Annotated in this window: 15 protein-coding genes; 7 read left to right on the top strand and 8 right to left on the bottom strand. The window is 41.0% G+C overall.

The window, feature by feature from the left end; translation table 11 throughout:
- Window positions 1-11: 11 nt before the first annotated feature.
- Window positions 12-851, bottom strand: coding sequence for an aldo/keto reductase (locus WAA15_RS06725; RefSeq protein WP_337041937.1), 840 nt, complete (start codon window positions 849-851; stop codon window positions 12-14).
- Between the two features lie 186 nt (window positions 852-1,037).
- Window positions 1,038-1,955 (bottom strand): helix-turn-helix domain-containing protein, encoded by a 918-nt coding sequence (locus WAA15_RS06720; RefSeq protein WP_337041935.1) that lies wholly within the window; start codon window positions 1,953-1,955, stop codon window positions 1,038-1,040.
- Between the two features lie 238 nt (window positions 1,956-2,193).
- On the opposite strand from WAA15_RS06720, the gene WAA15_RS06715 reads away from it, so the two are divergent.
- The 3 genes from WAA15_RS06715 to WAA15_RS06705 all read left to right on the top strand — a co-directional run bounded on the left by WAA15_RS06715 (window position 2,194) and on the right by WAA15_RS06705 (window position 5,596).
- Window positions 2,194-2,529 carry a PadR family transcriptional regulator gene (locus WAA15_RS06715; RefSeq protein WP_337041933.1) on the top strand — a complete coding sequence of 112 codons (336 nt, stop codon included), beginning with the start codon at window positions 2,194-2,196 and terminating at the stop codon, window positions 2,527-2,529.
- A 78-nt stretch (window positions 2,530-2,607) separates the two neighbouring features.
- Complete coding sequence (locus WAA15_RS06710; protein ID WP_337041931.1) at window positions 2,608-5,121, top strand: PspC domain-containing protein; 2,514 nt, start codon at window positions 2,608-2,610, stop codon at window positions 5,119-5,121.
- A 253-nt stretch (window positions 5,122-5,374) separates the two neighbouring features.
- Window positions 5,375-5,596, top strand: coding sequence for a DUF2795 domain-containing protein (locus WAA15_RS06705; RefSeq protein WP_015028821.1), 222 nt, complete (start codon window positions 5,375-5,377; stop codon window positions 5,594-5,596).
- Between the two features lie 54 nt (window positions 5,597-5,650).
- Here the strand turns inward: WAA15_RS06705 and uvrA are convergent, their stop codons facing one another.
- The 6 genes from uvrA to mutL form a co-directional block, all read right to left on the bottom strand.
- Window positions 5,651-8,494: an excinuclease ABC subunit UvrA gene (uvrA, locus tag WAA15_RS06700; RefSeq protein WP_337041923.1), complete on the bottom strand. Its 2,844-nt coding sequence runs from the start codon at window positions 8,492-8,494 to the stop codon at window positions 5,651-5,653.
- Between the two features lie 118 nt (window positions 8,495-8,612).
- Window positions 8,613-10,223 carry an SH3 domain-containing protein gene (locus tag WAA15_RS06695; protein WP_337041921.1) on the bottom strand — a complete coding sequence of 537 codons (1,611 nt, stop codon included), beginning with the start codon at window positions 10,221-10,223 and terminating at the stop codon, window positions 8,613-8,615.
- Window positions 10,224-10,365: 142 nt separating this feature from the next.
- Window positions 10,366-12,300, bottom strand: coding sequence for a 1-deoxy-D-xylulose-5-phosphate synthase (dxs, locus tag WAA15_RS06690; protein WP_337041919.1), 1,935 nt, complete (start codon window positions 12,298-12,300; stop codon window positions 10,366-10,368).
- Between the two features lie 169 nt (window positions 12,301-12,469).
- Entirely contained in the window at window positions 12,470-13,378 is a 909-nt protein-coding gene (locus tag WAA15_RS06685) for a rhomboid family intramembrane serine protease (protein ID WP_337041917.1), read from the bottom strand.
- Between the two features lie 31 nt (window positions 13,379-13,409).
- Window positions 13,410-14,063 (bottom strand): rhomboid family intramembrane serine protease, encoded by a 654-nt coding sequence (locus WAA15_RS06680; protein ID WP_337041915.1) that lies wholly within the window; start codon window positions 14,061-14,063, stop codon window positions 13,410-13,412.
- Window positions 14,064-14,073: 10 nt separating this feature from the next.
- Window positions 14,074-15,960 carry a DNA mismatch repair endonuclease MutL gene (gene mutL, locus WAA15_RS06675; protein WP_337041913.1) on the bottom strand — a complete coding sequence of 629 codons (1,887 nt, stop codon included), beginning with the start codon at window positions 15,958-15,960 and terminating at the stop codon, window positions 14,074-14,076.
- Window positions 15,961-16,289: 329 nt separating this feature from the next.
- On the opposite strand from mutL, the gene WAA15_RS06670 reads away from it, so the two are divergent.
- The 4 genes from WAA15_RS06670 (at window position 16,290) to WAA15_RS06655 (ending at window position 24,480) form a co-directional block, all read left to right on the top strand.
- Entirely contained in the window at window positions 16,290-16,814 is a 525-nt protein-coding gene (locus WAA15_RS06670) for a DUF2911 domain-containing protein (protein WP_337041911.1), read from the top strand.
- 43 nt (window positions 16,815-16,857) lie between these two features.
- Window positions 16,858-17,685 (top strand): 50S ribosomal protein L11 methyltransferase, encoded by an 828-nt coding sequence (prmA, locus tag WAA15_RS06665; RefSeq protein WP_337041909.1) that lies wholly within the window; start codon window positions 16,858-16,860, stop codon window positions 17,683-17,685.
- A 154-nt stretch (window positions 17,686-17,839) separates the two neighbouring features.
- Window positions 17,840-22,480 (top strand): hypothetical protein, encoded by a 4,641-nt coding sequence (locus tag WAA15_RS06660; protein WP_337041907.1) that lies wholly within the window; start codon window positions 17,840-17,842, stop codon window positions 22,478-22,480.
- Between the two features lie 101 nt (window positions 22,481-22,581).
- Window positions 22,582-24,480 carry a tetratricopeptide repeat protein gene (locus WAA15_RS06655; RefSeq protein ID WP_337041905.1) on the top strand — a complete coding sequence of 633 codons (1,899 nt, stop codon included), beginning with the start codon at window positions 22,582-22,584 and terminating at the stop codon, window positions 24,478-24,480.
- Window positions 24,481-24,543: the final 63 nt, after the last annotated feature.

The following is a 24,543-nucleotide window of genomic DNA, read 5'->3' as shown; positions in this document are numbered from 1 at the left end:
AGTATACTATTTTATTTTAAAGTTGCCTGATTCATGAATGAGGGTATCATTTCCCACACGGCTAGGTTTTCTTGTAAATGTTTTTCTGAAGAAGTGCCCGGAATCGGAATAATATTAGGTGATTTCTTCAGGAGCCAGAACAACGACAATTGTGGTAGCGTAATGCCCATTTCGGAGGCTTTTTGCTGATACGTAGCCGATTTTTCTCCGTCGAACATCCCCGTAGGGCAGTAGGCTATAAAGGCAATGTTATCAGTAGCACATATTTGGGCTAGTTTCAGGTGTGTCTGGTTAGCGATACTCAACGAGTTCTGAACAGATGCAATGCGGGTAATACCTTGTGCTAAACGTAGTTGGTCTGGCTTAATGTTCGACAAGCCGATTTCACGAATTTTGCCTTGCTTTTTTAAACAGGCAAGCATCCAGACCGACTCCTCAATCGGAACTTCGGGGTCAACGTGGTCAAGCTGGTACAAATCAATGGTTTCAATGTTCAGGCGGCGTAAGCTGGCTTCAACCGTAGTTTTCAGGTAGCCGGGTTTGCCGCTGGCAAACATCTTGCCCGGAGCATATTTAACCGAACCTCCTTTTGTACCTACTATTACCTGCTTTTTAAAAGGCTCAATAGCTTCGGCCAGAATTAACTCTGAACAACCAGGGCCGTAGGCATCGGCAGTATCAAAAAAGTTTACTCCTAGTTCATAAGCCTTTCTGATAAGTTTAATAACAGCCTGCCTGTCGGCGGGTTCTCCCCACGAGCCTGCGCCTGTGGTAGCACGCATAGTGCCTAAACCAATCCGGTTCACTTCTAAGGTATCTCCAATAGTAAATGTCTTACTTAGCGTTTCCATGAAGATTTTTCTGGTAAAATATTTTGCAAAGATGAACCCCAGCCAATGCTAATACACGGTAAGTTTTACAGGAAGAATGGTAAAAATCGAAGATACAGCAATTGAAAAGACGTGAATTATAGGATTATAGTAAGATTTTTTAGAAACTACGGTTTATATGCAACCTGAATGGTAAAAACCAAAGCATTACACAGCCTGCATTCGATACTCCCTCGGCAACATTCCGGTTGCTTTTTTAAAGAATTTGGTAAAGTTGGTGGGTTCGTCGAATCGTAAACGATACGCAATTTCTGTTACCGAAAGTTCGGTAGTATGTAATAAAGATTTTGCCTCAAAAACCAGTCTTTCGTTAATTAGTTGCTTGGCCGACTTCCCCAACTCTTGCCGGAGCATACTGCTTAAATGATTCGGATGCACATTGAGTTGTGCTGCAAATTCATTGACCGAAAAAACTTTTCCTGTCCGGCCTTTTGAAAGTAACAGGAAGTGTTCTTCCAGCAGCCGCTCAAAAGCTCTGGTAAGCCTGATGTTCTTGGCGGCGTCTGTAACAGTATCACAGTTTTTTTCGTAAATTTCTTGTGCTTTTATAAAAAAGATATGTAACAAATGCCGCATGGTTTCCCAGCGGGAGGCTGGCGTGCAGTTTACCTCTTTCAGCATCCATTCAAATAAATCTATAAAAGGTTGTTGCTCATCTGGCGTTAAATCACATACGGCCCTGCCTTCGAGCTGAAACATCGGTAACTCTCGTATGGTTTGTAAACCTTCGGGTGTAGAAGCAAAAAAATTCTCGTTAAAGAAACAGATGTAGCCCGTCAGGTCTTCGAGGCGATGATACTGTTGCAAGTGCCACGGGCTAAGAAAATACAGCGTTCCGGCCTGCATCAGAAAGTCAGAGATACCCACTTTAAAGGCTAGCTTACCACTTGTAACCAAAGCAAAAATGTAAGTATCACTCCGGTAAACAGGGCTCATGGCAGGTCTGGTTCGCATGGATTCTTCAAATCTGTATAATTGAAAATCAGGCGAATGGGGGTCGGGTAGGCCCAGCGCTTGCATCAGTTTGCTGATACCGATAAAAACTTCAAAGTCAGGCGTTTTCACAAAAAAGCTATACTTTGCCCAAAAATACAAAATATTATGTTTCGGCTGAGGGTATTCATCATAAATAAGAATTAAAAAAAGCTAAATTCATCCCTGAAAATCAGGTTTTATTCATGGAATTTTACCGCTTGTCCTAAATAGAATATTTTTTTTGCCAAGTATCTTGCATTGCATAGTACCTTTTATTAACTTTGTATCATTAATTTCAGCAGAAAATGCTTTAAACGATATAGATAACATGGATTTAGAAAACGCCCAAGTGCAGATGCGGAAAGGGATATTGGAGTACTGCATCTTACACATAATTTCGAGGGGCGAAATTTATGCCTCCGAAATTCTAGACGAGCTCATTAACGCCAAGATTATGGTTGTTGAGGGAACACTCTACCCGCTGTTGACCCGCCTGAAAAACTCTGGTCTTTTAGATTACAAGTGGGTTGAATCCACTTCTGGGCCGCCAAGAAAATACTACGTTTTAACAGACACAGGACAATTGTTTTTAGATAACCTTAATGGTACATGGAATGAGCTTTCAGATTCGGTAACTACCATTATCAGTAAAAAAAGCAAATAGCATCAGAAAATTGAAGACTTAACTCTCATTCATTTAGCCACTGCGGCAGTTCCCTGTGGTATTTATAGTTACAAAGCAATGAAAAAGACAATACAAATCAATATAGCTGGCGTTGTTTTTAATATAGAAGAAGACGCCTACGATAAATTAAACAGTTACCTGCGTTCTATTCAGCAATACTTCTCGTCTTACGAGGGAAGTCAGGAAATTGTTTCAGATATTGAAGCCCGGATTGCTGAGAAATTCTGGACTAAAGACAAAACAGATGCTTCGTCGCAGGTGATTACGCTTGAAAGGGTAAACGACCTTATTAAATCAATGGGTAGTGTGGCCGATTTTGAGGCCATTCAGGAAGAAGAAGACCTCAAAAGCACTACACACGCCAAAACCGAAAGCAAAGCCTCCACACAGCCTGGCACAGCAGCAGAAGAAAACAAAACAACTACTACACCACCAATCAGCGAGCCAGCAGGCCCTAAACGCTTGTATCGTGACGTAAAACGCAAAGCTCTGGGTGGAGTATTGGCAGGTTTAGCCCACTATTTTAACATTGATGTAGTGTGGCTGCGTATATTATTCCTTTTCTTCTTTCTGGGTATTCCGCCTTTGATTGAAGACCTTGCGCCGGCTTCGGGATTTGTGCTGATAGCTTATTTTGTTTGCTGGATTGTATTCCCGCCTAATTCGACACTGGTTGAGGATGAAAAAATCAAGAAATTTTACCGTGATAACGACAGTAAAGTGCTAGGAGGGGTTTGTAGCGGGTTAGCAGCCTATTTCGGAACCGATGTAACAGTTATCAGGCTTTTATTTGTACTTACTGTACCTGTTTTTGCACTAGGCTTTATTACCTATACCATTTTGTGGATAGTAGCACCTAAAGCCCAGACATTGACCCAGAAAATGGAAATGAAAGGCGAGCCCGTAACTTTGTCGAATATTGAAACGAATATCAAAGAAAGTTTAAAAGTAGAGAAAAACGCACCAGAGAATACACTTACAAAAATTCTTTTGTTCCCTTTCCGCTTGATAGCCATAGTAATCAAAGGAATTGGCGATATACTCAAAAATCTGGGGCCAGTAGCCAGAATACTAGCCGGAATTGTGTTGATGGGTTTCTCGTTATTTGTGGTAGTTATAATAGCTATTTCAGTAGCTGCTTTCTTTGGGGTCATGACAGGCTTTGAAGGTGTCGGTTTCCTTGACGATAGCCCGTTTAAAAGTATTGCGGCCGATGTGCAGCCTATTACAGGTTTATTTGCTTTCCTTGCTTTCTTTACCCCGTTTTTAGCCCTGTTGTTAGTCGGATTAATCCTGATAAGCAACCGCCGCATAGGTACTCGTAACTTCTGGATTTCATTGCTGGGCTTATGGCTGGCTGGGTTAATGGGTGTAGGTATTTTAGGCGCAAAATTTGCCCTTAACTTTAAAAACAGAGGTAGAATAGAGGTAACTAAAAACTTTAGCCTGCCTGCCAGAACACTGGTGATTGATGCCTATAATAACCATGATGACGATGACGACGATTTACATATACACAGAAGCGTGAGCGTAGACCTAGAGGGTTATGAAGGTACTGACTTAAAACTGGAACAAACATTCAAAGCTGCGGGGCGTTCAAGAAAAGATGCCGAAAACAACGCTAAAAATGTGAAGTATGATATTAAGCAAAAAGATTCATTGCTGGTATTTAATAAACATTTGCTTCTGGGAGAAAACGCACGCTTACGTGACCAGAATCTGGAGATGACCCTGTACATACCTTACGAAAAACCATTTAAACTGACCAGAAGTTTTTATGACATATACGCCAATCGTTGGAACGACCACCCGAATTTTGATGTAGATGGCGATGACATCGATAAATATACATTCGTGATGAAGCGTGACTCTGGAATGATTTGCCGTGATTGTCCGAAATTAAGTAAAGAAGAAAGAGAGGCACTAAGAAATCGGAATGACTATGATAACGATTATTCTTTTGATATGGATGTGTTTGAAGATAAAGGCCAGTTTGAGAAAAAATTTGAGACTAAAAACTTTAGCAAGATAGAGGTAGGCGGTGCGTTTGTAGTAACGGTTCGGCAGGGAGATAAATTCAGTATCGTAGCCAATTCGGATAGTCAGGATAATATCGATGACCTTGACATAGACGTAAAAGGTAATACACTTGAAATCGAATACAGAGATAAATTCTCGTTCAGCCGCCGTAATGAAACAACCCGAATCAATATTACCATGCCAACGCTCGAAGGGCTTGATTTATCTGGTGCTTCAACCATAAAAGTAATAGGCTTCAAAGATAAAAATCAGGATATTGATATAAGCCTTACAGGAGCAGTAAAAGCCGCTATTGATGTAGATGCCCGTAAGATAGATTTGAATGCTACGGGTGCTGCTAATGCCGACCTCAGAGGCTTTGCCGATAAGATGGATATTGATGTAACAGGGGCGTGTCAGATTAATACTAGAGGCATGGAAATTAATCAGGTAAATGCCGATGCCAGCGGTGCAAGCCAGATACGTTTAGGAAATGTAAAAGACCTGAACACGTCACACACAAGCGGCGCAAGTAAAATAACCCGTGAGTAGAAATATTTCTTAAATAATTCATTAAAAAACTCCTTTTTATTTTGATTAAAAGGAGTTTTTTTTATTTTTGTAAACAATTGATAGTCAGAATATTGGTCGGCAAAAAATATAATTTTTTAATTAGTATATAATAATTTCTAAAAAAATCGTTTGACAGATAATACATTTTTATACTAAAACACTTGTCAAATTAAAAATTATTATACTTTTGCAGCCACAAATTTTTTTGTAACATTAAATTAAGGATTAAACTATGTATTGGACACTCGAACTTGCGTCATACCTGGAAGACGCTCCGTGGCCCGCTACAAAAGATGAGTTGATAGATTTTTCGATTCGTTCGGGAGCACCCATTGAAGTTATTGAAAACTTACAAGAACTAGAAGACGACGGACAGCCGTATGAAAGTATCGAAGAAATTTGGCCTGATTATCCGACCAAGGACGACTTTTTCTTCAATGAAGATGAATATTAGAATTATTTCAGAGAGCAATAAACAAGCGTTTATTGCTCTCTGAATTTATGGGCTTTACTTTAATTCCTGTTTCAGAAAATACCCTGTGTAGCTGCCTTTTACTTTGGCTACCTGCTCTGGGGTACCTTCTGCAATAATTTGCCCCCCTTTATTACCGCCTTCCGGCCCGAGGTCTATCAGATGGTCCGAAACCTTTATTACATCCAGATTATGCTCAATAATGAGTACGGTATTACCTTTATTGGCCAGTTTTTGTAAAACCTCAAGCAATTTTTGTATATCCTGAAAGTGTAATCCAGTAGTAGGCTCATCCAGAATATACATAGTTTTTCCGGTATCTTTCTTTGATAGCTCTTCGGCTAGTTTTACGCGTTGCGCCTCTCCACCCGAAAGCGTAGTGGCATGTTGCCCTAAGGTAATATAACCCAGCCCAACCTCGAAGAGCGTCTGCACCTTTCTGAAAATCTTTGGCTGAAACTCAAAAAACTCTAATGCCTGCTCAACGGTCATGTCGAGTACATCTGCAATAGATTTTCCTTTGAAACGTACCTCTAACGTTTCGCGGTTGAAACGCTTTCCTTTGCAGGTTTCACAAGCTACGTGCACATCGGGTAAAAACTCCATTTCAATTTTTTTCATCCCTGCTCCCTCGCAATCCTCACAACGCCCCCCTTTCACATTGAATGAAAAACGGCCGGGTTTATAGCCTCTGATTTTGGCCTCAGGTAATTCGGCAAATAGCGTTCGGATGTCGGAGAACATTCCGGTATAAGTAGCCGGATTACTTCTTGGCGTGCGCCCAATAGGGCTTTGGTCAACTTCTATTACTTTATCAATAAATTCAAGACCTTCAACCGATTTATAAGGAAGCGGTTCTCGTTTTGAATTATAGAAATGGCGATTCAGAATCGGAAATAAGGTTTCATGAATGAGCGATGATTTACCACTACCACTTACGCCTGTAATACAAAGCATTTTGCCCAACGGTAGTTTAAGAGTAACGTTTTTCAGATTATGCCCTGTTGCACCTTTAATAACCAAGGCTTTTCCATTGCCGGCCCTGCGCTCGGCAGGAATTTCAATAGCTACGCGTCCGCTCAGGTAATCCGAAGTAGTACTTCTGTTGTTAAGAAACTCCTGAGGGGTTCCTTTCCCTACAATATTTCCGCCGTGCCTTCCTGCACCCGGGCCAATGTCAAGAATATAGTCCGATTCCAGCATCATGTCTTTGTCGTGTTCCACAACCAGAACCGTATTGCCTAAATCGCGCAAATCTTTCAAAGCCTGAATCAATTTCACGTTGTCTCGCTGGTGTAGCCCAATGCTTGGTTCGTCCATGATATAAAGCACGCCTACTAATTGGGTTCCAATCTGGGTAGCCAGCCTGATACGCTGCGATTCTCCTCCTGAGAGTGTTCTCAGAGGCCGATTCAGCGTGAGGTAGTCAAGCCCAATACCTAAGAGGAATCCAAGCCTTTTCCGAATTTCTTTCAGTATTTCACGCGCAATGGTGTTTTGCCTGTCCGAAATACGGGTTTCTATATTACTAAACCAGTCGGCAATTTCCCGAATGTCCATTTCGGCCAGTTCGGCAATATTCTTATTGTCTATCTTGAAGTGCAAAGACTCTTTTTTCAGGCGTAAACCGTTACAATCGGGGCAGGTTTTTATAACCAGAAAATCGCGTACCCACTCCTGAATTTTGTCGTTGTCGGAATCCTGTTGGCGTTTCAGGAAAGTAATTACACCTTCAAAGGTGGTATTCCATTCAGTGCCCGGATATTTTTTTGAAGGTACTGCCACGGGGTCTTCACTACCATACAGGATAGTCTTTAGGGCTTCTGGTGGTAGTTTGGCAATAGGCGTTGATATATTGGATTTAAAACTTTTCAGAATAATTTCTATCTGTTTAAAAATCCATAAGTCGCGGTATTCGCCCAGCGGAGCAATACCGCCTCTGCTAATACTCAGCGATTTATCAGGGATGATTGATTCCTCGGTTATTTCTTCAATAGTGCCTAAGCCGTTACAAGTAGGGCAAGCACCATAAGGCGAATTAAACGAAAAACTATTGGGCGAGGGGTCTTCATACGAAATGCCTGAGCGGGGGTCGGTCAGGTTCTGAGAAAAATACTGTAACTTACCTTGTGTGTCGAGCATCATCATTGAGCCTTTACCCTGTTTAAGGGCCGTGCTAACCGATTGGCTCAGGCGATAGCGGTCGTCAGCTTTTGGTACAATTCTATCAATGACAACTTCAATATCATGTATTTTATAGCGGTCGAGCTGCATTTTGGGGTTTATCTCCATAATTTCCCCATCTACTCTTACCTTGTTATAGCCTAATTTGGCAATCTGCACAAACAATTCGCGGTAATGTCCTTTACGCCCTTTTACTAAAGGAGCCAGCAAAGTAACCTTCTGATTTTCAAATTGTTGCAGAATCTGGTCAATAATCTGGTCTTGGGTTTGTTTTACCATTTTTTCGCCACTTACGTAGCTGAAGGCTTCGCTGGCGCGGGCATAAAACAAACGCAGAAAGTCATAAATTTCGGTGGTAGTGCCAACCGTCGAACGAGGATTTTTAGAAGTAGTTTTCTGTTCGATAGAAATTACTGGCGAAAGCCCGTTGATTTTATCAACATCTGGCCTTTCCATGTCTCCAATAAAACTTCTGGCATAAGAAGAGAAACTCTCCATATAACGCCTTTGCCCTTCTGCATAGATGGTGTCAAAGGCCAGAGAAGATTTTCCACTGCCCGAAATACCCGTAATCACAACCAGCTTGTTGCGGGGAATACTTACATCAATATTTTTAAGATTATGTTCTCTGGCACCTAAAACTTCTATTTGTTCATAGCCAGTCAGGTCAATATCATTCAATTGTTTTTCGCTCACTAGTATAAGGCAGATTATTTAGAAAGTAACGAAAAATACAGGCTTGTGGTTCATACTATAAGCATGAAAATAAAGACACCGCTCGGTTTTTAGGGTGTGCCTTACCTGCCGCCCTAACTTAGTACTTTACTTTCTCGTTCAGGTAGTCGTCCAGTACAAAGCTATTTTTTCGGAAAACATAAATATACGTCTTTTTAATGGAAGGGCAACAGTGAGCATCCGAATTAGCCATCTCCAGTTGTTCTACATAAAGTTTGCCATTTTTTATTTTTGCTTGCCCTTCGCTAACTCCGGCAATTTGCGCTTCACCTTTTTCATTTTTCAGGTTTAATATGGCAGGATTAATGTTCCATGAGCCAGAGCCTTTCTTGTGTGTGGCCAGATATAGACCAAAACTTTCCGAAAATACCCCATTACCCTGAGGGCCTGTATAACCTTCATTATAAGTATCAATTCGCCACGGTATTAGTATATCATCGGTTGAAGCATCGCCATCAATTTCACCTTTCAATAATCTGATGTCTTTCATCCGATTTTTAAATTGAGGATACACGTTATTGAGTATCTTTTTTATTTTCATTACTAATGCCTCATCAATTTTGCTGGTGTTTGTTTCTATGGGCGTTGAATGATTCTCAGCTGTGCCGTTTTTTACGTCTATATTTCCATCCATTATCCAGCCGGTTGTGCCTTTGTGTTGTATTTTATACCAGAGTAGGTTTTTCTCTTTTTCCTGAAGCAGTATGTCGAAACTAGTGTGTTTTTCCAGCACGGCGAGTGGTTCTGACTGGGCTGATTTCTCTTGATAAATAACTTTATTTACAGATGCCATGCCAGTTTTTTTTGTTGATACTTCGTCATAGAAAGAAGCTGTGCTGTCAGCAACAAGGTCTTCCACAGGGTTTATGTCGGTATTCTGACTGGTATTCTGATAAGTATTGCTCAAGCTGAATATGCTTGTATACTTTAATTTCTTGAATTCGATGACATTTATTTGTTTATAAGCAGTATAGCTGTTGTTGTTCCATCGCCAGACCGAATATTCAAGCCCTGGCTTAGGTACTACCAAGTCAGGATAATTATTGTTAACAGTACTTAATGCTTCGGGTAGTAGCCCCGGCGTGTCCAGATTCTTCTGGTATTCGCCTGCATTATTTTTAATAAATAGTATAAGGTTGCTACCTGTTGTGCCTGATGTAAAAGTATTGCCATACAAAATAAAGAGGTCTTCTTTGCCGTCCATGTTGAGGTCGGTCGGAAAAACCTTCGGTATAAAAGGGTGTAGCTGAACTTTATCAGTATGGCTTACGAATGATTTCTTATCTTTTGATAACCCCCACCCAAGTTTCTGTAAAATGCTTTGCCGCTCTTTTAAAGTAAGTTTACTTTTAACGTTTTTGAACAAGAGGTCTGTGGCATCGGTAGTGGTGGTGTTATCGGTAGTTGAGTTAGTAACAATATTTGTACTTGTGTTGGTTATCCAGCCTGTTTTTTCCTGATAGGTTACATTATACCAAGTAAAGATGTTGTCTTTATGTTCTTGCAAAATACTAAATTCCGCACCGCTCGGAATAACCGCTATTTTTTCAGAAGTTAAAGAATTACTTCTGAAAACTGTTTTATTCATTTGGGTTTTTCCTGTGGTTTTGGTTTGTGCTGTTAGTTTTACTGAGATAAAAAACAGGGCTGTCAGGCAAAAGGGGAATAGTGTATATTTTGAGGTAGTCATACGAATCAAGAGTTGCTAATAAGTTAATTCAGATTTAAGGCGAAAGGTTACATAATATAGCTAAATAATTTGAGTGAAAATAACTAAAAAAGCCGAAAGATTAATCTTTCGGCTTTTTTAGTATATGACGTTACTGATTTTATTAATAAACCAGTATTCGGTTGGTTACCATTTCGCGGGCTGCTTCGGCAATACCTTCGGGGTCAAAACCACATTCGTGGTGGAGTTCTAGCTGTTCGCCGTGTTCAACTATACGGTCAGGAATCCCCAGACGTTTCACTTTAGCGTTATATTCGTGGTCGGCCATAAACTCAAGTACAGCACTACCCATGCCTCCTTTCAGGCAACCATCTTCTACGGTAATTATTTTATCGAATTTCTGAAAAACCTCGTGTAGAAGTTCTTCGTCAAGTGGTTTTACAAATCTTAAATCATAATGTGCAGCACTAATGCCATCTTGTGCAAGTGCATGGCAGGCTTCAACGGCATAGTTGCCAATATGGCCAATAGTCAGGATGGCCACATCGGTACCATCTTTGATTTTTTGCCCTTTGCCAATTGCTATTCTTCTTAGGGGGCGTCGCCAGTCGGGCATAACGCCTTCGCCGCGCGGATACCTGATAGTAAAAGCAGTTTTAAGTTTCTGTACATCATCCAACTGGAAGGTGTACATCATATTTCTTAAATCTTCTTCGTTCATGGGCGCAGCTATTACCATGTTCGGAATACAACGCATATAGGCAATATCATAAGCACCGTGGTGCGTAGGGCCATCTGCTCCGGCAAAACCAGCGCGGTCAAGGCAGAAAATAACAGGTAACTCCTGAATACATACATCATGAATTACTTGGTCGTAAGCACGCTGCATGAAGGTTGAGTAAATATTGCAATAAACCACTAAACCTCTTGTAGCCATACCTGCCGAAAATGTTACGGCGTGCTGCTCGGCAATGCCTACGTCGAATGCTCTGTCGGGGATGGCTTTCATCATGATGTTTAATGATGAACCCGAAGGCATGGCAGGAGTAACCCCAACAATTTTATCATTCACCTCGGCCAGTTCAACAATGGTATGCCCGAAAACATCCTGATATTTAGGAGGCATTGGTTTGTCATAAACCTTTTTCTTTATTTCGCCTGTAACTTTATCGAACAAACCCGGGGCGTGCCACTTGGTTTGGTCTTTTTCAGCAGGCGCGTAACCTTTGCCTTTTACAGTTAGGCAATGGAGTATTTTAGGACCCGGAATATTCTTGAGGTCTTCGAGTACACTTACAAGGTGGTCAATATCATGCCCATCTATCGGCCCGAAATAACGCAGGTTAAGGGCTTCAAATAAATTGCTTTGGCTTAGCAAGGCACCTTTAAAGGCGTTTTCTACTTTTTGTACAATTTCTCTGGCACTTTTGCCGAAATTGCTCATTTTACCTAATAGCTTCCAGATATCGTCTTTGGCTTTATTGTAGGTTTGTGAGGTAGTAATGTCGGTAAGATATTCCTTTAATGCACCTACGTTGGGGTCAATAGCCATGCAGTTATCGTTCAGGATAATCAGCACATTGGCATCTTTTAATGAACCCGCGTGGTTCATGGCTTCAAAAGCCATACCGGCTGTCATGGAGCCATCACCAATTACAGCAATATGCTGGCGGCTACTATTACCATTGATTTTTGAGCCAACGGCCATGCCTAGCGCAGCCGAAATAGAGGTAGACGAATGCCCCACCCCAAAGGTGTCATAAATGCTTTCTTTGCGTTTGGGAAACCCTGAGATACCCCCGTAAAAACGGTTAGTATGAAAGTTGTCTCTGCGGCCTGTCAGGATTTTGTGCCCATAAGCCTGATGGCCTACATCCCATACGAGTTGGTCGTCGGGTGTATTGAAAACGTAGTGTAAGGCTACGGATAACTCAACAACGCCCAGACTGGCACCAAAATGCCCGCCATATACTGAAACATTATCTATAATAAACTGTCGTAGTTCGTTCGATACTCGTGGAAGTGCTGCTCGGTCAAGTTTTCTTAGATCGGAGGGGTCGTTGATGCGTTCAAGGAGTTCGCCAGGTGTGATGAGCATATCTTTATAATCAATTATAAGTCGACTGTTCTGTTTAAACCAAACTTATGATAAAATGTTTAGCTTGTACTAAAATATTTATAGATTTTTGGGTTTAAGCAGGGAAAACGCAAATCATCTGCAATGAAATTGTCAGAAAAGCCAACAAAGATACAAAAAAATAATTGAATTAATCTTTCTTTTGACTTGCTCTGTAAAGTTTTTGTTTTTCTTCTTTGGTAAGGCTTTCGTATCCAGACTTATTGATTTTGTCCAGAATTGCATCAACCTCATCCTGATCAGGAAAGTAGTTAGGGTCAAGGCCAGTTGTACTTAGCCCTTTGCTCGAAACGGTTGATTCACTATATTTTCGTTGAGGAATTTTTATTTTAGGCTTGGGCCGCCATAGGCTCGACCACCAGTCGCTGAGGGTTTCAATAGGGCTGCCTAGGTCAATACCTTTCCGAAGAAAATAAATATACGAATACCCTGCCAGTGCGCCTCCGAGGTGCGAGATACCACTACTAGGAATAGTAAATGATAAAATCAGGAAAAGCCAAGCTATATACTTGATTTTAATCAGAAAAAGCCCAAAAAAGTAAAACTCGTATTCGGGCAGAAGCGTAACTGCCGCAAACATAATGGCACAAACTGCAGCAGAGGCTCCTATAATGGTTGGGCTGATGTTATTGATTTGTGGTGCCAGTGAAAGAAGGTTGTATATGCCTATATAAATTAAGCCACCAACAATACCACCGATGATATAAATATTTAGAAGTTTCCGGCTGCCGATAAATTCCTGTATAAGTGACCCAAACCAGAACAGGTTAAGCATATTAAAAAGTAAATGCAGGAAACCATCATGGGTGAAACAATAGGTAAGGAGTGTCCAGGGTTTCCAGATGAAATCCTTTATTGGGGCAATCAGCACGATGTTGTCATCAATAATGTCTTGGACCTCTTCTCCCTGCGGAAAAAACGAAAGGAGAAACGTTGCTATTATCAAAGACAAAAAGATGATAGTATTGATGAGTATCAACTGCATCAATGTATTTCCACGACGGAAAGTATTCTTTATATCATTTAAAAAATTTGCCACTCGCTCGTTTCTTCCTTAAACAAATTTATAACTAATATTGGGGTCTTCCAAAACCAAAAAACCTTAAAAGAACAAATCCTACTAATAAGCCACCTACGTGGGCAAAGTGGGCAATTCCTAACGATGTTCCATGAATACCAGCATAAAGCTCATAAGCCCCGTACAGGAACACATAATACTTGGCTTTAATAGGTATGGGAAACGGAAAAATAATTAACTGATTATTAGGGAAAAGATAAGCATAGGCTATCAGAATCCCGAAAATAGCTCCTGAGGCACCAACCATTGGCGTTTTAGCTATGGCATAATATGCACCAGATTCTGGCAGGAACTGCATCATATCATAAATATTTGCCAGCGAGTATATAAAACTTGCTCCGATTCCTGTAACCAGATAGTATATTAAAAAACGCTTAGAACCTAAAAATGTTTCGATTCCGGGACCAAAAATTATCAAACCCAGCATATTGCTTAATAAATGGGTGGTTCCGCCATGTAGAAACATATATGTAAGCGGCTGCCAGATTTTAAAATTCGGGTTTAGTAAATCGGGGCTGCCGGGCAAAATCGGATTAAAAAAAGCAAACGTTGCAGCAATATAATCAGAATTTAAGAAACTTGACAGGAAAAACACAACTACATTTACAATCAGTAAATTACGAACAACAGGGCTCAGGTAAAACATAGCTTTTCTTTTATTTTTTATTGATTAAGTCGGCTAAACTGTCTAATGACAATATGGTCATGATGGGTTCGCCGTTAGGTGTATAGCCGGGAACGGCCGTCTCAAAAAGTTGATGAATTAGTAAATTTATTTCAATTTTTGAAAGTTCGCCAATATATTTGGCAGAAGATTTTTTCGAAAAAGACCTCGCAACGTTTTCAACTATATCAAGGTGCAAATCGCGCTGGTTTGTCTTGAACTGCTGCACCAAGCCTTCAAAAACTTCTTTTTCGTTCTCTTCCTGCACCTCTGGCGGAACTCCCGTAATTTTAATGGTATTCTGGCCGAATTCTTCAAAAGAAAACCCTAAAGCTCTTATGGTATCTTGTATTTCCAAAACCAACTGGAAGTCGGCTGCACTGAAATCAAGTGTTTTCGGGAAGAGCAGTTGTTGGGTAAACGGGGTTTTATTTTTTAAACTATTATGATATTTTTCGTATAAAATCCGTTCATAAGCGGCCCTCTGGTCAATAAGCATTAACCCATTTTTTGCTTGCGCCACAATGAATCTGTTCTGAATCTGAATGGCACTTATGTCTTTTACTTCTGCCAGATGCTTGCTTTCGTCGGTTATGTCATTGGCCTTGCTTCCGAGTGTAATAGGGGCTTCTTGCTGGAAATCAAAATTGGTCTGGTTATTAACCTTGAAGCTATCTAAGCCGTCAAAAAGTTTGCGCCAGTTTTCGCTGTTCGATTTCTCACGCGGGGAATCATCTTTTACAGGAGGCAATGATGACCCTGAACCCTGACGCGGCTTCTCAAAGTCTGACAAGGCCGGATTAATAGGCGTTGGTATATCACTAAACCTGCTTGTAGAGGTAATATTCCCGAAATTAATGTCTGACTCAAAGTCAATTGTAGGCGTAAGGTTATAAACCCCTATGGCACGCCTTACTGCCGACCTGATAATGGCATAAACGGCCCTTTCGTCGTCGAATTTTATTTCGGTTTTGGTCGGATGAATGTTAATGTCAATATGCGAGGGGTCAATCTCTAAAAATAACACATAAAAAGGACTGCTTCCTTCTGGAATAGTGGCCTCGAAGGCACTTAGAACCGCGTGGTGCAGGTAATTATGTTTAATGAATCTCTTATTGACAAAGAAAAACTGTTCGCCACGGCCCTTTTTGGCAGATTCCGGCTTGCCTACATAGCCTTCTACATTTACGAAAGGCGTTTCTTCTTCGCAGGTAGCTAGCTGCTCGCGGTAATTTTTTCCGAAAATATCTACAATCCGTCGGCTAAGTTTGCCAGAAGGTAAGTTATATACTTCTACGTCGTTGTGGTAAAGCGTAAAGGTAACTTCAGGATGAGCCAGCGCAACTCGCTGAAACTCGTCTAGTACGTGTTTCATCTCTACCGGATTCGACTTCAGAAAGTTCCGGCGGGCAGGTACATTAAAAAACAGATTTTTTACCTGAAAATTAGTGCCTTTAGGGCATGAAACCGACTCCTGACTTTTAAACTCCGAACCTTCAATCCGAATCATCGTTCCTACTTCGTCAACCAGTCGGCGGGTTCTGAGTTCAACCTGAGCCACCGCCGCAATAGAAGCCAATGCCTCACCCCTGAAACCCATCGTGCGAATAGCAAAAAGGTCGTCGGCAGTTCTTATTTTAGATGTGGCGTGTCTTTCAAAGCTCATGCGGGCATCGCTTGCCGACATCCCTATACCGTCGTCAATCACCTGAATCAGGGTTCTTCCTGCATCCTTAACAATCAACTGAACAGTATTGGCACGTGCATCAATCGAATTTTCCAATAATTCTTTTACTACTGAAGATGGCCTCTGCACAACTTCACCTGCTGCAATCTGGTTTGCAATAGAATCTGGTAGTAAATGAATAATATCTAACATTTTGTATCTTTTTTGCCCTCTTAACTCTCAAATTTATTTAAATAACTGTAATTTTAAAGGTTTTTGTTCCATAGATGTAAATATTTGGGCACCAAATACTCACAAATTACAAAAACCAGCAATAATATGAAGGTTGTCTATCTGCCGAAAAACTTAAAACTACATTTTATTGCAAAGTTGTTATTTTCAAACAGAAATAAGCAGAGAAACTTCAATTTATTTCGTGTACCTAAAAAACACTTAAAGTTAAAAACAAAGTAAGCCAATACAATCCTGAACTTTTTTTATATACTGAAATGTTTTGCGTTTAACTATAAAAACTTAAAAAAATGAAGAAAATAATCAGAATTGTCCTAATCTCTGTGGCTGTACTAGCCATTTCCTTTTTCGGGTATCTTACGTTTACTAAAAGCAAAAGTCCTGCCGATAAAGCCGTATTTAAAGAAAATGGTCTGGAAGTAAAGGTCGATTATTGCCGCCCTTACAAAAAAGAACGTCAGGTTTTCGGGCAGTTAGTGCCTTATGGAAAGGTCTGGAGAACCGGAGCCAACGAAGCAACCCTTTTTGAGGTAAAACAGGATGTAAAAATAGGAGATAAAACCCTGAAAGCAGGCAAGTATACCTTATGGACAATTCCGACCCCTGATAAATGGACAATTATCTTTAACGGGCAAACCGGCCAATGGGGAACCCAATATGATGAAACCAAAGATATCATGAGGGTAGAAGTGCCTTCTGGTAAAATTGCCGAGACTGTCGAACAGTTTAAAATTGATTTTGCCCCTGTTACCGGTGGTGCAGACATGATTTTAAGCTGGGAAAACACAGAGATAAGGGTGCCTGTCAGACTTTAATATAAATGCTTTGTTAGTCAGAAGAATTTCCGAACTTTACGGCATGGATTACATAGAACTTACTTTACAGATAGATGCCGATTTTGTTGAAATTCTTATGGCAGAATTGGGCGAGTTAGGATTTGAATCGTTTGTTGAAACAGACGAAGGGCTGGACGCATACGTGCAGGAAGAAATTTTTGATGATTTAGCCGTGAAGCAAATGCTGGAAACCTATGCAGAGCGAACGGCTATTTCTTATGCCTTCAAGAAAATTGCCCGCCAGAACTGGAACGAAGAATGGGAAAAAAACTTCCAGCCTATCCAGATAGGAGATGAGGTATATGTACGTGCCGATTTCCACGAACCCCGCCCTGATTTCCCTTACGAAATCATTATTACACCTAAGATGTCGTTTGGCACAGGCCACCACGAAACAACCTCAATGGTAATGGCGCATCAGCTTACTATTCCGCACGAAGGTAAAAAAGTGCTTGATGTAGGCACAGGTACGGGTATTCTGGCTGTTTTGGCTGCTAAACTTGGCGCAAGTGCTATTAGTGCTTTTGATATTGACGAGTGGTCGGTCGAAAATACCCTCGAAAACATTGGTCTGAACCAGACCTCTAATATTAGCGTCAGGCTAGGAACCATTGAAAACGAACCTGCCGATACCTACGATATTATTCTGGCTAATATAAACAGAAATATTCTGCTTCAACAAATACCACTGTATGTGAATTTTCTGAAAAAACAGGGTGAGCTTATCATCAGTGGTTTTTATGAAAAAGACATCGCTGATATTCAGGTTGTTGCCGAGGCTGCCGGCTTAAAAAAAATAGCTCAGCTAAGCAAGAATAATTGGGCTGCGGTCGTTTTTAAGTATCAGTAAATTAAAAAAGCGAAGCTAATTCGCTGCTCTTTCACTTATGCGGCACCTTTCAATTATCTTATGTTGTGGCATTTTTTTGTCATTTTCTGCCCGGGCGCAGTCAATAAGATTCTCTGACAATCCTCAGAACTTCATTAGCGAAATAAAAACGATAATGGCTACTGATAATAATTCAATAGCTATTGCTATGGGGAGCAAGTTCGAGTCTTACTGGGCTAGTCGTTTCACTGCCAATCAGAAAGCAGTTCTGATGAGTACTTCCAAAAAAATGGGTCCTAAGGGTTATAAAATGCCTCAGTTTTATTACCTGTTTACTATTCTGGATAAAGTAATTGAGCAAGAAAAGTATAACGACGAAAAACTGGATAACCTTCTGGCTATTGTACAAAAATCTGTTGATTTATATGATGCAAAAACTACTACCCGCATTTTTGAAACCTTCAAGGATTTTCTGGAAAAACGGCGTTTATATGCCTCTAACTTTAACCGTCTGTACGCTCTAGGAGGCACTTTCGATTTTAAATTTGTTGATACCAAGCAGGAAACAGCATCTGCACCACAAGCTCAGCAACCTGCTGCTACGCCGGCTCCTGCCGATAACTCAAAACAGGACGACGGTTGGGGAACGCCATCACCTGCCGACAACACCGGTGCTGCTACACAGGTTTTACAGGATTTTGACAAAAAAACAATGCCTGTGCTAGGCGGCGTACTGATAGAACTAAACAACGTTGACCTTATTATGGCAACTGCCAGCGACTCGGCCAGTATTGCCAAAGCGTCGGGCGCAGTAGCTTTAAAAGAAGGTGTTTTTGTTGGCAAGGGAGGAAGCATGACTTGGGAGAATCAGGGTTTGCCACAGGTTTCGGCTATGTTTGATGACTATTCCTTTGAAATTCGGAACCCACGCCTGACCGCCTCAGATGTAACCCTTACCTACACCGACCGCCTGACGGCACCCATCAAAGGAGTTTTTGAATTTAAGGGAGAAAAACGTGCAAAAAATGCACCTTCTACGTATCCGAGGTTTATGTCATACCAAAGCGATGCCTTCATTAAAAATATCGACAAAAACATCGAATATCATGGTGGTTTCTCTATTATAGGTAAAAATATTTTCTCCTCTTCTGTAAAAAACAGCTACTCTACCATTACGGTTAAAAACGAGGGCAAGGTAGCTTTTAAAACCAGCAGTACCCGCTTTGAAATAAACGATGCCTACATTAGCGCGCAAGCGGCTACTTTTGTTACATACATCGGGCAGGATTCCATCTATCATCCAGCAGTAAGATTGCATTATGTACCTGCCGACGGCACCTTACGGCTCAATAAAATAGAAGTAGGGGGCTTTAAGGATGCTACCTTCTCGGATAGCTACCATCAGATGAGCATTAAATGTGATGCCATGCGCTGGAGCCTGAACGAAGGTAAACTCGATTTTTATATTGTTTCAGGCAAAACACAGGTTCCGGCTGTTTTTGAATCGCTCGATTTCTTTGACTCACAACGCCTGACGGGTTTAAGTAGTGGGTCGGGGTTTAATCCGTTGCTGGTAGCTGGTAATTTTGCCCAGAAAAACAACAAACCTCTCTTTAGCGTTGCCGACGTGGTAACATTTAATAATAACAAGGTGTCTCCCCAGATACTTAAATCAGGAATGATGGTGGCCGTGCAGCAAGGTTTTATGTATTATAATGCTGCTACTGACCTTTATGGCATTACTGCAAAAGGGCAACATTATTTGCTGGCTTATGTAGGTAAAAAAGATTTTGACGATTTGCTCATTCCGTCGATTTATGGCAACAGCAAAGATTCGACGGCTAATGCCACCATGAATCTGGCCGACAAAAGCCTGATTATCAGAGGTGTAAAAAGATTTAATGTGAGCGATTCTCTGAAAGCATTTGTGCTGCCTTATGACAAAACAATAAAGGTTGGTAAAAACCGGATGATTACATTTAGCGGCCAGTTCAAAACCAAAAACTATCGTTTTTCAGGCCAGAATCTTGTGTTCGACTACGAAAAATATATGCTGTCGTTGCCTAAAATCGATTCTATTACTTTTACCCCATACAATGCCTATGCGAAAGGTAGCAGAAGAGAAATAGGCGGGAAAATCAAGTTTGATAAACCGGGCTTTCTGGAACTTAATAAACCAGACAACAAAGCAGGAAAACTGTATTTACCGCAATTTCCGAGATTGAGAATCGATGAAGGCGTAACTGTGTACTTCGATGACGATTTCAGAGGAGATAAAGCCTATAAAAAGGAAGTTCGGTTTGAAGTACCTAAAATTGATTTTGATAGCCTGACTGTAAAAGATATTGAGTTAAGTGGTACTTTCTACTCGGGTAATATATTCAAGCCTTTTAAAGAGAAACTACGGGTTATGCCCGATACAACCATCGGCTTTGCGCATAAAGTGCCTACGGGTAAGTACACAGTGTTTGGCAACGAAACCTCAGTAAAATTTGCCTCTGCACTGGTAATGGACGGAAACGGGCTGCACTCGGAGGGTGACATCACCCATCTGGCGGCTACTCTTACGGCAAAAGAAATTGTTTTCATGACCGACTCCCTGCTAGCTAAAGGGGTGGCCGGAAAAATAGTTGAAACCAACAAGCCGGGTTCTTATTTTCCGCAGGTAGAAATAAACGACTACTCGCTGAAATGGATTCCTAAAGCCGATTCAATGCTGATTGCCTCAAAAGAAGGGTTCAATTTTTATACGGGGTCATCTTCTCTGAAAGGAAAATTACTGGTGCGTAAAAATGGTCTTTTTGGTTTAGGCAAGCTAACCCGCACCGACTCCGAAACGGCCTCCGAACAGTTCAAGTTTAATAAAGAAGGCTTTATTGCCGATAAATCGCAGTTTGTTATCAAGCCTGCGGCGGCGGCTTCCAAGCCAGTGTTATTGGGTAAAAACGTAAACGTTAACTTTAACATCAACACCAGCATTGTAAATATAGCTACCAATGAGGGTAATTTCAATGATAGCACCCTGCAATCGTCGTTCGACTTCCCTTATGCGGCCTACAAAACCAATATTGACCGTGCTGAATGGAATATCAAAAATAAGAAAATCAGCATGAAAGGCGATGTAGCCACATCGGTGTTTAGCTCGACCAATGCTGCGCAAGAAGGACTTGCTTTTAATGGTGGGGCGGCTGTGTATGATATTGAACAAATGACGCTTAATATAGAGGCTGTTCCGTTTATAAAATCGGCCGATGCTAAAATTATACCCGACAAAGGCAAAGTAGCTATCCGTCGGGATGCGGAAATTTTACCATTCAAAAATGCCCGCCTGACCATCGACACCCTGAATGGGTATCATAACCTCAGAAACGGGAATATCCAGATTTTATCCAGAAACAAATTTACGGGCGATGCCTCCTATCAGTTTGTGAACGTGCGCAAAGATACCTTCAATATTAAAATGGGTGACTTTGAAGTGCGCGAAACTAATCTGGCTGGTAATTCTAAAAAAGCCAAGTCTTACTCTACTTTTGCACACGCCACAGTAAAAGAACGTGATAGCCTGTTTTTATCGCCACGTATTATTTATCAGGGCGAAATCTCGATGCTGGCCCCTGTTAAAAACCTTACACTTGATGGCTTTGTGTTGCCGGTACTGAAAAAATACCCTCGTTTGGGCGGGTACTGGATTCCGTATAAAGGAGATAAGTCGGAAGAAGTGGCCATTACCGTAGACAAAAACCTGAAAAGTAATGAGGCATTGCTTTTTGCAGGGCTGCATCTCCGAACCACTACATCGAGCAATGGTTTGTATCCTACTTTCTTGTCTGCAAAAGAAAACGATGAAGACCAAGATGTTTTTATCAGTAACGGAGTTTTACGCCGTGACGAACCCAATAAGTTATTCAGTATAAAACCAGAAGGCGAAAAAATAACCGCTGCTAATAAATATGAACTTCTCGACGAAAAGGGCATTATTAATCTGGAAGGGAAATTTAACCTCTTGAGTAAAGACCTGTCGCAATATATGCAAACCTCGGGTTTTGCCAAGTTGCGTCTGGACTCCTCGAATCATGAATTTAATACCATGATGCTGGTGAGTTTTCCGGTGGCACAACCAATTCTGGCTAACATGGCAGAAAAAATCGTGAAAACCAACCTTGACCTAGGCGTAAATGAAGCAGCCATTGAGTTGAATTCTCCGCAATTAATTTCAAAAATTGCCCAGATTGTTGGCGATAAAGACATTGAAGATTATAAGCTGAAGTCGGCAAAAGAGTATGTGCCGTTGTTCAAGTTTTCGCCCAAGTTTATTAATACCATGGTTTTCAGCGACTTACAACTGGTTTGGGCTCCTAAGCAAAATGCTTACAGAAGCGTGGGGAAACTGGGTATTTCTAACATTGGCGAAACTGACATTAATGCAAAAGTAGACGGCTATGTTGAAATCCGTAAGAATCCGGTAGGAACAGACGAAGTGTATATTTTCATAGAACTATCGGGCGAACGCTGGTATTATATGGGTTATAAAGATGGCGAAATGGGCATCATTTCCTCAGACGATGCCTTTAATGCGTTGGTAACCAAAGGCGAAAAGAAAAAAGACAAGAGTTATCAGGTTATTTCGGTTGACTACTCAGAGGCAATTATGTTTAGAAAGATGTTTCTGGAAACATACAGAGGCATGAAAGAACAGCCCAAAGCAGCAGGAAAGAAACCAACTGACCCTAAAAAACTGGCCGAAGCACCTAAAGAACAGGTACAGAAAAAAGACGATAAAAAGAAAGAGGCCGAAAAAGAAAAAGACGGATTTTAAAGCAGAACGGGTGGGGCAATACGAGCCTCACCCATTTATGCTTTTGCACAATTGGCAAAGAAATTGCTATATTCGCCTACGGGAATCCAAATAGATTAATTATGGCAAAAAATAAACAAAAGAACCGACAAAACACTCCTTCTACCACACCTAATTCTCCAATAACAAAAGCATCTGCGCTTTCTTCTGACTACACTGTCAGTGACTTTAAAATGAGCCCGACTGTTGCCTACATTATTTTGGGTTTAGCTGTGTTAATAGCGTTTGCGGGAGGATTCTCGAATGGCTTTGTGAACTGGGACGACAACGCCTATGTAACAGATAACGTACTTATACAAACACCTACTTTTGCTAACCTTCTTCGTTTATTAAGAGTAGAAGCCGCACTGAACTATCACCCTATTACAATGGCTTCGTTGTGGCTTAATTCTGCTTTATTTGGCAAGGGAGCGGGTTCTTTTATTGTAGTAAATACTTTAATTCATTTAGTAAATACCTTTCTTATTTTCAGGTTTACGAGCCAGCTTACCAAGAACAATGTTCTGATAAGTTTTCTGGTAGCATTGTTATGGGGCATTCACCCGATGCACGTTGAGTCGGTTACGTGGGTGTCAGAACGTAAAGATGTACTCTATACGATGTTTTTCTTTCTGGCGTGTATCCAGTATGTAAAGTATCTGGAACAAAACCAGCGTAAATATTATGTCTATTGCCTTATTTTCTTCTTGTTATCGTGTTTGTCAAAAGCAATGGCGGTGGTATTACCGTTAGTCTTATTACTACTTGACTACTGGTTCGACAGAGGCTTCCTGACCGTTAAAAATATACTGAGCAAAGCTCCTTTCTGGATAATAGCCCTTGCATTTGGTGCGTTGGCTGTGCAAATTCAATCAGGAAAAAACCTGAACGGCCTCATAGAAAAAATGACGCTCGATGTGGCCATTGCCGACGTTTTTGACTTAGGCACCCGTATCAAATTTGGCTTTTATGGGTTTCTGGTCTATTTGTTTAAACTCTTTATCCCGATAAATCAGCACAATTTCTATGCATACCCCGAAACAGGGCAATACGGTGCACTTGAATACGTAACGGCTCCTATATGGGCATTTATTATTCTGGGGTTGGCAATAGCAGCCTATAAGCGTAAAAAGGTGGTTTTCTTTGGTGTTATGTTCTTCTTTTTTACGATAGTACTGGTATTACAGTTTCTTTCGGTAGGGGGGGCAATTCTGGCCGAGCGGTATTCTTACATACCTTATTTTGGGATAATATTTGCAGTATTTTATTTACTGAACCAGCGAATTCAGTCAAAAAAAATGTTGCTGGCGGGTAGCGGTATTGTAGCAGTTATATTCATGTACCTTACTTACAAGCAAACATTAACCTACAAAGACACAGGCACATTGTTTTTGAACTCTTACAAGTATGAACCAAACTCACCTGTTGTAAACGAAAACCTCGCGAATCATTTCGGGCGTTTGGGCGAAATAGATAAAGTATTGAATTACGGTGAGTTTGCTTTGTCGAAAGGGGTGCAGTCATACGCATTAATGGGGGCTTTGGCTAACGCTTACTACCTGAAAGGAAATATCCCGAAGGCGTTGGATTTTTATCAGAAAAGTATCGATGGCTCGCCTGACCACCGTAAGTTTATTGCTTACTATAACCGCGGCATAGCTAATCGGGACGGAGGTAATTATATACAGGCCGCCAAGGATTTTTCGGCCGCAATGACCCTGCGAAAAGACAGTACGGCTTACATAGGTATGCGGGCTTTTGCTTACCTGAAAGCCAATAAGTTTCAGGAAGCCTATAACGATTACAGCCGTATGATAAACTTCGGAATAGCCGTAGATACCGCCTATAACGACAGGGCCGTAGCTCGTTTTAGTATGGGTGACCGCGAAGGAGCCATTAAAGATTTAAGAGAAGTAATGAAGCGGAATCCTAATTACGTTGATGCCCGCAACAATCTGATAAAACTAGGTGAGCAGCCTTAAAAGCGACGAAAGTATTACTGATAATGAACTAAAACAATTGCAATGATGTTGCATATTTGTTCT

It is taken from the genome of Emticicia sp. 17c (assembly GCF_037153985.1).
Classification (GTDB): domain Bacteria; phylum Bacteroidota; class Bacteroidia; order Cytophagales; family Spirosomataceae; genus Emticicia.
This window is presented reverse-complemented; position numbering and strand designations above follow the sequence as displayed.

What these genes read in the sequence shown, in the direction of transcription:
- mutL (WP_337041913.1), bottom strand. Translation starts at nt 15,960, where the DNA reads ATGTTAGATATTATTCATTTACTACCAGATTCTATTGCAAACCAGATT.
- WAA15_RS06655 (WP_337041905.1), top strand. Translation starts at nt 22,582, where the DNA reads ATGGCAAAAAATAAACAAAAGAACCGACAAAACACTCCTTCTACCACA.
- WAA15_RS06710 (WP_337041931.1), top strand. Translation starts at nt 2,608, where the DNA reads ATGAAAAAGACAATACAAATCAATATAGCTGGCGTTGTTTTTAATATA.
- WAA15_RS06680 (WP_337041915.1), bottom strand. Translation starts at nt 14,063, where the DNA reads ATGTTTTACCTGAGCCCTGTTGTTCGTAATTTACTGATTGTAAATGTA.
- WAA15_RS06725 (WP_337041937.1), bottom strand. Translation starts at nt 851, where the DNA reads ATGGAAACGCTAAGTAAGACATTTACTATTGGAGATACCTTAGAAGTG.
- prmA (WP_337041909.1), top strand. Translation starts at nt 16,858, where the DNA reads ATGGATTACATAGAACTTACTTTACAGATAGATGCCGATTTTGTTGAA.
- WAA15_RS06670 (WP_337041911.1), top strand. Translation starts at nt 16,290, where the DNA reads ATGAAGAAAATAATCAGAATTGTCCTAATCTCTGTGGCTGTACTAGCC.
- WAA15_RS06715 (WP_337041933.1), top strand. Translation starts at nt 2,194, where the DNA reads ATGGATTTAGAAAACGCCCAAGTGCAGATGCGGAAAGGGATATTGGAG.
- WAA15_RS06705 (WP_015028821.1), top strand. Translation starts at nt 5,375, where the DNA reads ATGTATTGGACACTCGAACTTGCGTCATACCTGGAAGACGCTCCGTGG.
- WAA15_RS06695 (WP_337041921.1), bottom strand. Translation starts at nt 10,223, where the DNA reads ATGACTACCTCAAAATATACACTATTCCCCTTTTGCCTGACAGCCCTG.
- WAA15_RS06660 (WP_337041907.1), top strand. Translation starts at nt 17,840, where the DNA reads ATGGCTACTGATAATAATTCAATAGCTATTGCTATGGGGAGCAAGTTC.
- dxs (WP_337041919.1), bottom strand. Translation starts at nt 12,300, where the DNA reads ATGCTCATCACACCTGGCGAACTCCTTGAACGCATCAACGACCCCTCC.